9 protein-coding genes are annotated in these 12,908 nt (G+C 69.2%); 7 read left to right on the forward strand and 2 right to left on the reverse strand.

The features are described from left to right. Positions 1-239: 239 nt before the first annotated feature. The 5 genes from JEQ17_RS02635 to JEQ17_RS02655 all read left to right on the forward strand — a co-directional run bounded on the left by JEQ17_RS02635 (position 240) and on the right by JEQ17_RS02655 (position 9,170). Complete coding sequence (locus tag JEQ17_RS02635) at positions 240-1,574, forward strand: ABC transporter substrate-binding protein (RefSeq protein ID WP_200393645.1); 1,335 nt, start codon at positions 240-242, stop codon at positions 1,572-1,574. 119 nt (positions 1,575-1,693) lie between these two features. After that, on the forward strand, positions 1,694-2,500 hold the full coding sequence (locus JEQ17_RS02640; RefSeq protein ID WP_407700033.1) for a carbohydrate ABC transporter permease: 807 nt from the start codon (positions 1,694-1,696) through the stop codon (positions 2,498-2,500). Between the two features lie 47 nt (positions 2,501-2,547). After that, entirely contained in the window at positions 2,548-3,354 is an 807-nt protein-coding gene (locus tag JEQ17_RS02645) for a carbohydrate ABC transporter permease (RefSeq protein ID WP_200401262.1), read from the forward strand. A 59-nt stretch (positions 3,355-3,413) separates the two neighbouring features. Further along, positions 3,414-6,143, forward strand: coding sequence for a glycoside hydrolase family 38 N-terminal domain-containing protein (locus tag JEQ17_RS02650; RefSeq protein ID WP_200393646.1), 2,730 nt, complete (start codon positions 3,414-3,416; stop codon positions 6,141-6,143). Positions 6,144-6,194: 51 nt separating this feature from the next. Further along, positions 6,195-9,170 (forward strand): glycoside hydrolase family 2 TIM barrel-domain containing protein, encoded by a 2,976-nt coding sequence (locus JEQ17_RS02655; RefSeq protein WP_200393647.1) that lies wholly within the window; start codon positions 6,195-6,197, stop codon positions 9,168-9,170. Between the two features lie 51 nt (positions 9,171-9,221). On the opposite strand, the gene JEQ17_RS02660 is transcribed toward JEQ17_RS02655, so the two are convergent. Together JEQ17_RS02660 and JEQ17_RS02670 are read right to left on the reverse strand one after the other, a co-directional pair. Continuing rightward, on the reverse strand, positions 9,222-10,055 hold the full coding sequence (locus JEQ17_RS02660; RefSeq protein WP_200393648.1) for an alpha/beta fold hydrolase: 834 nt from the start codon (positions 10,053-10,055) through the stop codon (positions 9,222-9,224). A gap of 308 nt (positions 10,056-10,363) precedes the next feature. Then, positions 10,364-11,611, reverse strand: coding sequence for a sensor histidine kinase (locus JEQ17_RS02670; protein WP_234048023.1), 1,248 nt, complete (start codon positions 11,609-11,611; stop codon positions 10,364-10,366). A 160-nt stretch (positions 11,612-11,771) separates the two neighbouring features. Between JEQ17_RS02670 and JEQ17_RS02675 the strand changes: the two genes are divergently transcribed. Both JEQ17_RS02675 and JEQ17_RS02680 read left to right on the forward strand, forming a co-directional pair. After that, positions 11,772-12,137 carry a DUF4333 domain-containing protein gene (locus JEQ17_RS02675; RefSeq protein ID WP_200393650.1) on the forward strand — a complete coding sequence of 122 codons (366 nt, stop codon included), beginning with the start codon at positions 11,772-11,774 and terminating at the stop codon, positions 12,135-12,137. A gap of 47 nt (positions 12,138-12,184) precedes the next feature. After that, a complete protein-coding gene (locus JEQ17_RS02680; protein WP_200393651.1) occupies positions 12,185-12,871 on the forward strand; it encodes an ABC transporter ATP-binding protein in 687 nt (228 codons plus the stop codon). Positions 12,872-12,908 lie beyond the last annotated feature (37 nt).

Consider the following 12,908-nt stretch of genomic DNA (forward strand, 5'->3'; position numbering starts at 1 on the left):
CGCATCTCGCGAAGTACCTCTGAGAATCCCCGTGAGCGCTCCCGTGAGCGTTCACGGGACCGCTCACAAGTATCCATAACCAGTGTTTTCGCCCCTTCTGTTGTCACCCTTCGCCACGGCGCTCGGCGCCTGAACCGACACCGTTGCGTCCTGTCCCTTCCACCCAGAGGGCGTTCCGCCCGAGGGATCAGCATCGAGCCGCCTAGCACCGTCGCTAGCCGTTGTCTGGAACGGAAAATATGAGCAACACAGTCACGCGCATCCGCCTCGCCGTCGTCACCGCGGCAGCCGGCGTCCTCGTACTCGCCGGATGCTCGTCGTCCGACTCGTCGGGCGAGTCGTCCGCAGCATCCTGTGAGCCCTCGAAGGGCAAGGTCACACTCCAGTACTGGAACACCGTCAACGGCATGGACAAGGTCGTCGACCTGTGGAACAAGGACCATCCCGACATCCAGGTCGAGTCGAAGAACATCTCCAACGACCAGTACGGCGCGATCGGCAACGCCCTGAAGGCCGGTAAGGCCCCGGACCTCGCCCAGGTCGGCTACGACCAGTTGCCCACCCTGCGCTCCCAGGACGCCTTCGTGGACGCCACGGCCTGCAAGACGGCCGCCGGCACCAAGTCGAAGTTCGTGCCGTGGACCTGGTCGCAGGCCAGCTTCGGCGGCGAAGGGGTGTACGCCCTTCCGCAGGACACGGGCCCGATGGCCATGTACGTACGCACCGACATCTTCAAGAAGTACGACGTCCCGATTCCGACGACCTGGGACGAGTACACCACCGCCGCGCAGAAGCTGCACAAGGCGAACCCGAAGCTCACCATGACGTTCTTCGACCCGAACAACGCCGAATGGTTCAACGGGCTCCTCTGGCAGAACAACGCGAACATGTACAGCTACTCCGACGACAAGTGGCACGTCACCGTGGAGTCGGACAAGAGCAAGCAGGTCGCCGAGTACTGGCAGAAGCTGATCGACGACAAGCTCGTGCGCACCGACCTCGCCAACGGGTCGACGCAGATGTTCGCCGCCTACCAGAACGACCAGATGGCCACCCAGCTCGGGGCGGCCTGGGGCTACACGGGCATCCGTGACAACCTGCCCGACCAGGCCGGCAAGTGGTCGATCGTCCCGATGCCGACCTGGGGCACGGGCGGCAACTCCGGTGACTGGGGCGGCTCGACCGTCGCCTTCATGAAGGGCGGCAAGCACCTCTACGAGGCGGCCGAGTTCAACACGTGGCTCAACACCGACCCCGATGCGCTCGCGCTGGCGAACGAGGTGGGCGGTCTGTACCCGGCGTCCACCGACGGGTTGAAGCTTCCGGCGCTGGCCAAGGGTGTGCCGTACTACAACGACGAGAAGATCTTCGACGTCTTCGCCGAGTCGTCCAAGAAGGTCGACACCGACTTCAGCTGGGGCCCCACCCAGAAGACGGTGAACCTGGCACTGCAGGACGCGATGGCCAAGGCGGTGGCCGGTGACGGCAAGCTGACCGGCGCCCTCGCGGCTGCCCAGGCTTCCGCTCTGAAGTCGATGGACGACCTGGCGATCCCTGCCACGGCGGGCAAGTGACCGCGGAATGACCGACATCGCCACCCGCCCCACCGACGCGGTGTCACCACCGCCCCGGGGCCGGCACCATCGTCGCGTTCCTGACGCCCTTCTTCCTGCCGTTCGTTCTCTTCTACCTGGTGCCCATCGGCTACGCGCTCTGGCAGAGCTTCCGCGTGGTACGCCGCTCCGGCGGGCAGTACGGCACCTCGTACACGACGTTCGGCGGCTTCGAGCAGTACGTCGAGGTGTTCCAGAACGACGAGTTCTGGGCCAGCATCGGCCGCATCGGTCTGTTCGGCATCGTGCAGGTGCCCGTGATGCTGTTCACCGCGCTGGTGATGGCACTGCTCCTCGACACCCACCTGCTGAAGCTCAAGGGGTTCTTCCGCACAGCCGCGTTCATGCCGTACGCGGTGCCAGGCGTCATCGCCGCGATCATGTGGTCGTATCTCTACTCGCCGCAACTCAGCCCGGTCGTCGACCTGTTGAACGCCATCGGTCTGAAGCCGGACTTCCTCGGCCCTGGTGCCGTGCTGTGGTCGGCGGCGAACGTCTCGACCTGGCTGTGGACCGGCTACAACATGCTGATCATGTTCTCGGCGCTGCAGTCCATCCCGCAGGAACTCTACGAGGCCGCGAAGATCGACGGGGCCGGCAACTGGGTAATCGCCTGGCGCATCAAGGTCCCGATCATCGCCCCGTCCATCGTCATGACCACGGTGTTCTCGATCATCGGCACACTCCAGCTGTACTCCGAGCCGGCCGTGCTGCGCCAGATCTCCTCGAACATCTCCAGCACGTTCACCCCGAACATGCTCGCGTACACCGTGGCCGTCGGGAACAACTACCAGCAGGCCGCGGCCATTTCGGTGGTCATCGCCGTCATCACGTTCGTCTTGAGCTTCGGGTTCATGCGACTGACCTCCAAGAGGGCGGGACTGTGAGCAATCGACCCCCTTCGCAGGAAAGCCGCGTGAGTCGTACGGCCGTCATGGCCCTGATGCTCGTACTGGCGATCTACTTCCTGCTGCCGCTGTACTTCCTGATCGTCGCGGCGACCAAACCTCAGGGCGATCTCGCCTCCACCAGCGGCCTGACGTTCTCGAACTTCCAGCTGTTCGACAACCTGCACACCCTGTTCACCTTCAACGACGGCATCTTCGCCCGATGGATCCTCAACACGGTCGTCTACGCGGTGCTGGGCGCGGCCGTGGGCACCCTGATCTCGGCGCTGTGCGGCTACGCGCTCGCCAAGTTCCGCTTCCGCGGCAGGGAGTTCCTGTTCTCGGTGATTCTCGGCGGTGTGCTGGTGCCCAGCACCGCGCTGGCGCTGCCGCTGTTCCTGCTCTTCTCCGAAGTCGGACTCGTCAACACCTACTTCGCGGTCTTCCTGCCCAGCATCGTCAGCCCGTTCGGCGTCTATCTCGCGAGGATCTTCGCGAACGCCGCCGTGCCGCAGGAACTCATCGAGTCCGCGCGCCTGGACGGTGCCGGCGAGTTCCGCACGTTCTTCTCGGTGTCGTTCAAGCTGATGTCGCCGGCGCTGGTGACCATCTTCCTGTTCCAGTTCGTCGGCATCTGGAACAACTTCTTCCTCCCGATGGTGATGCTCCAGAAGGAGGAGCTCTTCCCGATCACGCTCGGCCTCTTCACCTGGAACGGGCAGACCGCCCGCACCCCGCTTCTCCAGGAGTCCGTGATCATGGGCTCGCTGGTGTCGATCGTGCCCGTGATCATCCTGTTCATCGTCCTCCAGCGGTTCTGGCGCACCGGGCTCGCCGCCGGTTCCCTCAAGTGACCGCCCGCGCCCGCTCCTTGTCTCCGTACGCCCCGCCCGCACAGAAGGTTCCTCCCGCCATGAGCAACTCCGCCGTCTTCGTGCCCCATTTCCACTGGGACCGGGAGTGGTACGAGCCGTTCCAGGTGTTCCGGCACCGGCTGGTCGCCGCCCTCGACACCGTGCTGGAGACGGCCGAGGCGAACCCGGACTTCCGGTTCACCGTCGACGGGCAGATGGCCGCGATCGAGGACTACCTGGAGATGCGGCCGGAGAACCGCGACCGGCTCGTGGCCCTGGTCACCGAGGGGCGGCTCGCCATCGGCCCGTGGCTCATCCTGCTCGACGAGTTCCTCTGCTCCGGCGAGACCATCGTGCGCAACCTCCAGATGGGGTGGGCGGCAGCGGAGCGGCTCGGCGGCGCGATGCCCATCGGCTATCTGCCGGACATGTTCGGTCACGTCGCGCAGATGCCGCAGATCCTGGCCCGCGCCGGCATCGAGCACGCGGCACTGTGGCGCGGGGTGCCCGGTTCCGTCGACGGTCACGCCTTCCGCTGGCGCGCGCCCGACGGCTCCGAGGTGCGCACCGAGTTCCTCTTCGACGGCTACGACAACGGCCTCGACGTCCTGCTGGTGCCCGACCGGATCGGCCGGGCGCTGGGCGAGTACGCGGAGATGACGTCCGAGCGGTGGGGCGGCGATCCGGTACTGGCGATGGCCGGCACCGACCACAACGCGCCCGACCCGCAGCTCGCGGCCTGGCTGCGCAAGGCGTCCGGCGCCGAGCTGCCGATCACCGTCGCGACACTCGACGAGTACATCCGGGGACACGTGCGCGACGAGGTGTCCGCCGTCGTCACCGGGGAGCTGCGCAGCCATGTGCGCGGCAACATCCTGCCGGGCGTGCTCTCCGTACGGCTCGGGCTCAAGCAGCGGATGGCGGTCGCCGAGCGGACGATCGACCACGCCGAGCGCATGAACGCGCTGTGGTCCCGGCGCGACGACTCACCGTTCCTCTCCCTCGCCTGGCACAAGATCATCGAGTCGACAGCGCACGACTCGGTCGTCGGCTCCGGCACCGACGAGACCTGCGACCAGGTCGCCGCGCGCCTGGCGGAGGCGGCGCAGACCGCTCGCGCCGTGCGGGACGCGGCGCTCGCCGAACCGGCGGCCCTGGTGCCGAGCGACGCCCACCTGGTCGCCAACCCGCTGCCGTTCGGGCGTACCGCGCTGGTCGAGGTGGATGTCGCCGCCCCGCCCGCGGGAACAGGGCTGGCAGCGATCGCCACCGACGGATCGGTGCAGCCCGTTCAGCTGATCGCCGAGGCACCGACGGTACTCAGCGACGAGCACATGGACGCCTCCCAGCTCGAACGCGTGCTGCGTCGAATCCACCGCCGTGAGCTGTTCGGCCGTCTCATCGACCGCTACGAACTCACCCCCGGTCAGCTCGTCTTCCACCTCGCGGAGGTCCCCACCAGCGGACCCTTCGACCTGCTCATCCTGCGCCGGGAGGTCGCCGCCGCGGCCGCCGCGCATCCCGGTGAGTGGCGGGTGCTGACGGTGGAGGAGGCCCGGGCAACCGCACTCGTTCCCGTGCAGGTCCCCGCCTCGGGGCTGACCGCCTTCCGGGTCGAGCCGCGCGAGGACACGGCCGCCGTACCGACGTCGTACGACCCCGCGACAGCGTCGGACCGCACGCTCTCCAACGGCCTGGTCGAGGTCGCGGTCGCCGCCGACGGCACGCTGGACATCACCGGCTCCGACGGGACCGTGCTGAACGGCGTCGGTCGTCTCGTCGACGGCGGTGACCGCGGCGACAGCTACAACTACGCTCCCCCGGCGCACGACCTCCTCGTCCCGGACCCGACGGAGATCACCGTCGACCTTCTCGAGGACGGCCCGCTGCGGTCACGGCTGCGGGTCACCCGCGTCTACGCGTGGCCCGCCGCGCTCTCCGCCGACCGCGATCTGCGCGACGAACGGACCGTGCCGACACCGGTGGAGACACTCGTGGAGGTACGTGCCGGTGAACCGTTCGTACGGGTCTCGACCTCGTTCCTCAACCAGTCCGCGGACCACCGGCTGCGCTTCCACGTGCCGCTGCCCGAGCCGGTGGCCACGTCCTCGTCCGCCGGCCAGTTCGCCGTCACCGAACGCGGTCTCACCGCCGAGGGCGGCTGGGGCGAGTACCCGTTGCCCACCTTCCCGGCCAGTACGTTCGTGTCGGCGGGCCCCGCCACGGTCCTGCTCGACCACTCCAGCGAGTACGAACTCGTGGGCGACGGCACCGAACTCGCGGTCACCCTGCTGCGTGCCATCGGCTCGATCAGCGTCAACATCCATCCTCTCCGCGACGAACCCGCGGCCAGCGAGATCCCCACGCCGGGTGCGCAGGACCTCGGCATGCGCGTCGAGAACCGCTTCGCCGTCGTGCCCTCGGCGACCGGCTGGCGCGGGGCGAACGCGGTCGCTCTCGCAGAGGAGTTCCGCAACGACGTACTCGTCACGCGCGGGACCGCGCCCGCCGGAGGCCAACTGCCGCCCGACACAGCCGGGTTGCACGTCGACGGCCAGGACGTCCTCGTGTCCGGCATCCGCCGCGTCACCGACGACGAGTTGGGGACCGGCACCGAGCTGCGGCTGGCCGCGATGCGCGACACCGCGTCCACCGTCCGTGTGACGGGCACGTTCTCCGAGGCCACCACCGTGGACCTGCTCGGCCGCTCCCTCTCCCGTACCCAGGTGGCGAACGAACTCGAACTCGCCATCGGTGCCTGGGAGATCCGCACAGTCGTACTCCGGTAGAGCCCCGTCGTATCAGCGTCGTACGTGACACACAGAAAGAGTTGTGACCTCTTGCCCAGCCAGCTCTCCCCCCATGTTTCCGACATCGCGCCAGGCCGTGGAGCACTGCGCCCGGCGCGCTCGTGGCTGCACTCCGACACACCCTCGCGTTCACTGAACGGGGCCTGGCGGTTCCGGCTGTCCCCCACGGCGTCGGTGACGGAGGACTTCGCGGCCGACGGCTTCGTCGACGACGGCTGGGACAGCATCCCCGTGCCCTCCCACTGGGTGCTGGAGGGTGACGGGGCCTACGGCCGGCCGATCTACACGAACATCCAGTTCCCGTTCCCGATCGACCCGCCCCACGTCCCGGACGAGAACCCGACCGGCGACTACCGCCGCCACTTCGACGTCCCCGCCGACTGGTCGGACGCCGAACGCGTGGTGCTGCGCTTCGACGGCGTCGAGTCGCTCTTCCGAGTGTGGGTCAACGGCGTCGAGATCGGCAGCGCGAGCGGTAGCCGGCTCGCCCACGAGTTCGACGTGACCTCCGCGGTGCGCACGGGCGACAACGTCGTCGCCGTACGGGTCCACCAGTGGTCGGCGGCCAGCTACGTCGAGGACCAGGACCAGTGGTGGCTGCCGGGCATCTTCCGCGACGTCACCCTGATCGCCCGGCCCGCCGGAGGCATCGAGGACGTCTGGCTGCGGACCGGCTTCGACCACGGGCGCGGAAGCGTGGAAGCGGAGATCACCGCCGACGCGGCCGCGTTCCCGGTCACCCTGTGCATCCCCGAACTCGGTGTGGAGCACGTCTGGGCCGCACCTGCCGACGTGGCTCCCCTCGATGTCACCGGAGTGGAGCCCTGGTCGGCCGAGCGGCCCCGCCTGTACGACGCCACCGTGTCCACGGCCGCGGAGAGCATCGCGCTGCGGGTGGGCTTCCGTACGGTCGAGATCCGCGGCGACCAGTTCCTGGTCAACGGCAGCCGTGTCGTCTTCCACGGGGTGAACCGTCATGAGACGCATCCCGAGCGTGGCCGAGTCTTCGACGAGGAGCACGCCCGCGAGGACCTGGCGCGTATGAAGCAGTTCAACATCAACGCCATCCGCACCAGCCACTACCCGCCGCATCCCCGGCTGCTCGACCTTGCCGACGAACTCGGCTTCTGGGTGGTCCTCGAATGCGATCTGGAGACGCACGGCTTCGAGAAGCTCGACTGGGTCGGCAACCCGAGTGACGACCCGGCGTGGCGCGAGACGTGTCTGGACCGCATCCGGCGCACCGTCGAACGGGACAAGAACCATCCCAGCATCGTGATCTGGTCGCTCGGCAACGAATCGGGGACCGGCGGCAACCTGGCCGCCATGTCGGCGTGGGTCCACGCCCGCGACACCGGCCGCCCCGTGCACTACGAAGGCGACTACACCGGCGAGTACACCGACATCTACTCGCGCATGTACGCGTCGGTGCCGGAGACCGAGCAGATCGGCTCCGACGGCACACGCTCGGCACTGCTGAACTGCACTCCCGCGCAGAGCGCCAGGCAGCGCACCAAGCCGTTCCTGCTGTGCGAGTACGCGCACGCGATGGGCAACGGGCCGGGCGCGTTCGACCAGTACGAGGCACTCGTGCGCCAGTATCCGCGGCTGCACGGCGGCTTCGTATGGGAGTGGCGCGATCACGGCATCCTCGCCACGGCCCCGGACGGGAAGCCCTACTACGCCTACGGCGGCGACTTCGAAGAGGTCGTGCACGACGGCAACTTCGTGATGGACGGCATGCTGTTGAGCAACGACGTCCCCACCCCCAGCCTCCACGAGTTCAAGGCGGTCGTGCAGCCGGTCGAGTTCGTCTTCGACGGCGAGAAGGTCGCGGTCACGAACCTGCGGCACTCGGCCGACACGTCCGACCTGCGCTTCCGCTGGCGCGTCGAGCACGACGGAATCCCCGTCGCTTCCGGGGACTTGGAGATTCCCCTCGTCGCCGCGGGCGAGTCGCAGTGGGCGTCGCTGCCCCAGGTCGCCGTCGCTCCCGATGCCGAGACGTGGCTCACGATCGATGCGGCGCTGGCAGCGCCAACTTCTTGGGCCCCTGAGGGACATGTGATCGCGACGGCCCAACTGGACTGCTCGGCACGGCGTCCCGTGCCCGCGGTCCGGCCACAGGCCGACTGGCGACCGGGCGACGGAACCCTGTCGCTCGGAATCGCCGAGTTCACCGGCGGATCTCTCGTGCGTCTCGCCGGCCGCCCCGTGACGGGGCCGCGTCTGGAGCTGTTCCGCGCGCCGACCGACAACGACGAAAGCCCGTCCGACGGGGTCGAGGAGAGCGACGACAGCGTCGCCGGGGTGTCCAGCGCCGACCTGTGGCGTCGCGACGGCCTCGACCGGCTGACCACACGGCGCGTCTCCGTGGAGCACACCGCGGACGCCCTGCGCACCCTCGACAAGGTCTCCGCGGCGAACTCCGCGCTGTGCGTGATGGTGGAGTCCATCTGGTCGATCGAAGACGGCGAGCTGGAACTGCGCGTGGAGATCGAACCCTCGCGTGGCTGGCAGACAGTGTGGCCCCGGATCGGGGTCCGCTTCGAACTGCCCGACGGTACGGCTCCCGTCGACGGGGCCCAGTGGTTCGGCCTGGGTCCGCTGGAGACCTACCCCGACAGTCTCCGCGCGGGCCGCACCGGCCGCTTCTCCGCCACGGTCCACGACCTCTCGGTCGACTACGCACGCCCCCAGGAGACCGGACACCGCTCGGAACTGCGCCGGCTGACACTGACGAGCGGCTCCACCGAGGTGCTGCACGTCGAGGTGCTTCCCGACACCCGGGGGCGTCGCCCCGGCTTCACCCTCAGCCGCCACACCCCCCAGCAGATCGCCCGCGCCGCGCACCCCTTCGAACTCGGCGACTCGACGACGAGTCATCTGATCGTCGACGCGGCCCAGCACGGTCTCGGCTCGCGGACGTGCGGACCGGACGTCTGGCCCGAGTTCGCGCTGCGCCCCGAGTCGCGCACGATCAGGCTGCGTATCTCGGAGGGATAGAAATCCGAAATCCGGGCGCGGCGCCTGAGGCGTCGCGCCCGACCGCCATGTTCAGGTGCGGGCGAGGAAGCCGAGGAGTGCCTCGGTGGTCTCCTTCGGATGGGTCAGCAGACCCGCGTGAGCGGCCCCGGGTATCGCGACGAACTCTCCCCGGGGAAGCACCTCGACCGCGGCCTTTCCGGACCGCACCGGGAAGTACAGGTCGTGCTCGAACGCCGCGACGAGTACCGGCTGGTGGATGTCCGCGAGGGCGGACATGCGGTGCCCGTCCCGCACCCACCGGCCGGAGGCGGCCCACTGTCCGGTCGCTCCCTCGGCCGATGCCCACACCGACTCCTGGGCGTCGAGCAACTCCAGCCAGGTGCGCACCTGTTCCTCGTCCTCGCGCAGTACCTCCGGTGACAGTGAGGTCAGCAGGGTCTGCAGTTTCGTGAACGCCGGAGGCACATGACCGGTGGCCGAGGCCAGTTCGTTCCCCGCCTGCAGGAAGGCGTCCAGCACTGCCGTCAGCGGCCCGGCACCGGCCAGAAGCACCGCCGCGCGCACCAGATCCGGGCGGGTACGGGCCAGAAGTTCGGCGGTGAAGCTGCCGAGCGAGTAGCCGATGACCGTGACAGCGGTCAGGTCCAGTGCGTCCAGCAGGCCGGCCAGGTCCGCGGCGAGGGCCTCGACCGTGTACGGGGCAGGCGGTGCGTCGGAAGGTGCCACCCCACGCGCGGCATACGTCACCACCTCGAAGCCCGCGTCGACCAACGCGCCGCGCAGGCCGCACAGTTCCCATGCGACCGGCGGCATCCCGGTACCCCCTACGAGGACAACCGGCCGCCCGGCCCCACAACGCTCGTACGCGATCCGCACCCCACCACCGACCGACACCGACTCCATGACCGCTCCCACCTCGATGATCTGACTGGACGTCAGATACTGATCGTGCCACGACGTCCGGCGACGTTGTCGTAGTAGCCCTCCCACTGGGAGGTGTCGATCAGGTACCGCCAGACATCCGCGGCATTCACACCGGCCACGATCACCTCGTTGGAGACGAAGTTGTCTCCTGTACCGGGCAGGTACTTCTCGGGCCAGTTGATCGCGTTCTGCGCGGCAGCCCGCGCCGTTACCGCCCAGCCCGGTGAGACGGTCGCACCCGACGATCACTCCCGCCGCCGGACCGATGTCCTTGAGGGGTGGCTGCCTCAGAGGGCGAGTCGCCTCGTGCTCGTCGCCACCGTGGGGAGCAGGGCCATGACCTCCCAGCCGACGTCCGGGCGAGGGCCGGTGTGCAGTACGCCGCCGAGGGCGGTGACGCGTTCGGTGAGACCGACGATGCCGAAGCCGCCGCCACGGGCGGCATGCGGCATCTGCGTGCCGCCACGGCCGTCGTCGCGCACCAGCACCCGCAGCATGCCGTCCTCGTACGTCAGGCCGACGGTGACCTCGGCGGCGTCGGCCGCGTGACGGCGTACGTTTGTCAGCGCCTCCTGGACCACGCGGTGCGCGGCGGCCTGCACCTCGTGCGGCAGGTCTGCGGGCACCGAGGGATCACGGAGCAGCACGGCTTTCGGGCCGACGAAACCGCCGAAGCCCTCGACCAGGTCCACGAGCGACGACAGATCGGCCGCCGGATGCCGGTCGACCGGCTCCGGAGCGGCCAGGTCCTGCGGGCCCTCACGCAGGATGCCGACCGTGCGGCGCATCGAGGAGAGCGCCTCGGTGGCGGCGTTCTGGATGCCTGCCAGGACCGGGTCCAGGTTCTCGGGTTCGGTGACGGCCATCATGCGGGCCATCTGTGTCTGGACCAGGATGCCGGTGACGTGGTGCGCTACGAAGTCGTGCAGATCGGCCGCCATGGCGAGGCGTTCGGAGCGGCGGGTCTCGGTGACCGCGACACCGCGCCGGTGGTCCAGGACCCGCAGATAGCCGCCGAGCCCCGCCATGATGGCGACCAGCAGCACGAGCACCAGGACAGCCCCGGTCATGCCCGCCGTGCCGCTGTCACCGAGGGAGCTGCGGATCATGCGCAGCGGCAGCACGACCACGGCCACGCCGTCCAGTACGGAGCACGCGACCACCCAGCGCGGCGGGCAGCCGCGGACGGCGACCAGCAACAGGCAGAGCAGGATCGCACTCTCACCGGGCCCGAACTCCTCCAGCCGGCCGGTCGGGGCGGCCACGGCCGTGATCACCAGGGAGACGCCCGCGGGTACGGCCGTACGCAGCTGAGGGGTGAGCCAGGCCGGCTGACGCGCGGCTGGCCAGAGCACGGCGGCGAGACCGAGCGGCAGCACCACCAACAACGGCCGCAGGGCGCCGCCGTCGTTGGCTGTGATCACCAGATCCGTGAGGGCCAGCAGGACCAGCACGGTGATGCCGACCGCCCGCAGACAGCTCTGTCTGCGGGCACGGGGCGCGGCGGGGTCGTCGACCGGAGGCTTGAGGTTCACCTCGCCGAGCGTACGGAGCGGCCGGGGGCAGGGGATCGGCCGAACGGCTGACCCGGTCGCGAACGGACCCGCCGACAGTGGCCGTTCGGCCGAGGTGCGCAGTGCCGTCGGGCGGCGAGAGTCGAGGCACATCGAACACCTCGACCTCAGGAGAAGCGCCATGCAGCGCAAGCACTTGATCGTCATCGGCGTCACGGCAGTCGCCCTCGTCGGTGGCGGTGCCGGAGTGACGTACGCGGTCAGCGGCACGCAGTCCACCACAGAGCTGGACAGCTACTCCACGGTGACAGTGGACGGCCACAAGGCTCTCAGCGCCCGGATACTCGACGGTCGCATCCGGTCCAAGTACCGGCCGCTGCCCTGGATCGGCCGGGACATCGGCCCGGTGTCCTGCCCGAGCGGGCTGAAGGCGGTGACGGGCGCGTCCCTCACATGCACCGCGGAGGCGGACGGCAAGCGGGTGGAGATCCCGGTGAGCGTCGTCAAGGCCGACGACACGTCGATCACCTGGAAGTTCGAGCGCTGAGACACGCGCGCCGCCACGAACCACCGAGAAGGGAACGGCACACGATCATGGGCACCGTCCTGTCCGGGCTCGGCCTGGTCAAAAAGTACGCGTCCGCCACGGCACTCGCCGGAGTCGACGTGGCAGTCGGCGAGCGCGAGTCGCTGGCCATCATGGGCCCCTCCGGGTCCGGCAAGTCCACGCTCCTGCACACCCTCGCCGGGATCATCCGCCCGGACGACGGGCAGGTCCTGCTGCGCGGCGAACGCATCGACCACTGGGGCGAGAACCGGCTCAGCGCGCTGCGGCGCCGACGCTTCGGATTCGTCTTCCAGTCCGGCCAACTGCTTCCCGAACTGCCGGCCGAGGAGAACGTCGCCCTGCCGTTGATGCTGGAGGGCATGCTCCGCAAGCACGCCGTCGCACGGGCCCGCCGCTGGTTCGCCCCGCTCGGCCTGGAAGGTCTGGAACAGCGCCGCCCCGGGCAGCTGTCCGGTGGGCAGGCCCAACGGGTGGCGATCGCCCGCGCGCTGGTGGCCGAACCGGACGTGGTCTTCGCCGACGAACCGACCGGCGCGCTGGACCAGTCCACCGGCGAGGAGGTCGTCCGGCTGCTCACCTCCGTCACCCGCGAGCAGGGCGCCTCCCTGGTCATGGTCACCCACGACGCCGATGTCGCCGCCCACTGCGACCGCATCCTCCAGGTCCGCGACGGCCGCGTGCACGGCCACATCCAGTACACGACAGCGCCCTGACGGAGCGGCCTCGCAGCGACCGCGCCCCCGTTGATCT

Origin of the sequence: Streptomyces liliifuscus (assembly GCF_016598615.1) — a bacterium.
GTDB classification, from domain to species: Bacteria; Actinomycetota; Actinomycetes; order Streptomycetales; family Streptomycetaceae; genus Streptomyces; species Streptomyces liliifuscus.

Excerpts from the sequence above, each read along its gene's own strand:
- JEQ17_RS02635 (WP_200393645.1), top strand. The coding sequence starts at position 240 with ATGAGCAACACAGTCACGCGCATCCGCCTCGCCGTCGTCACCGCGGCA.
- JEQ17_RS02645 (WP_200401262.1), top strand. The coding sequence starts at position 2,548 with ATGGCCCTGATGCTCGTACTGGCGATCTACTTCCTGCTGCCGCTGTAC.
- JEQ17_RS02650 (WP_200393646.1), top strand. The coding sequence starts at position 3,414 with ATGAGCAACTCCGCCGTCTTCGTGCCCCATTTCCACTGGGACCGGGAG.
- JEQ17_RS02660 (WP_200393648.1), bottom strand. The coding sequence starts at position 10,055 with ATGGAGTCGGTGTCGGTCGGTGGTGGGGTGCGGATCGCGTACGAGCGT.
- JEQ17_RS02675 (WP_200393650.1), top strand. The coding sequence starts at position 11,772 with ATGCAGCGCAAGCACTTGATCGTCATCGGCGTCACGGCAGTCGCCCTC.
- JEQ17_RS02680 (WP_200393651.1), top strand. The coding sequence starts at position 12,185 with ATGGGCACCGTCCTGTCCGGGCTCGGCCTGGTCAAAAAGTACGCGTCC.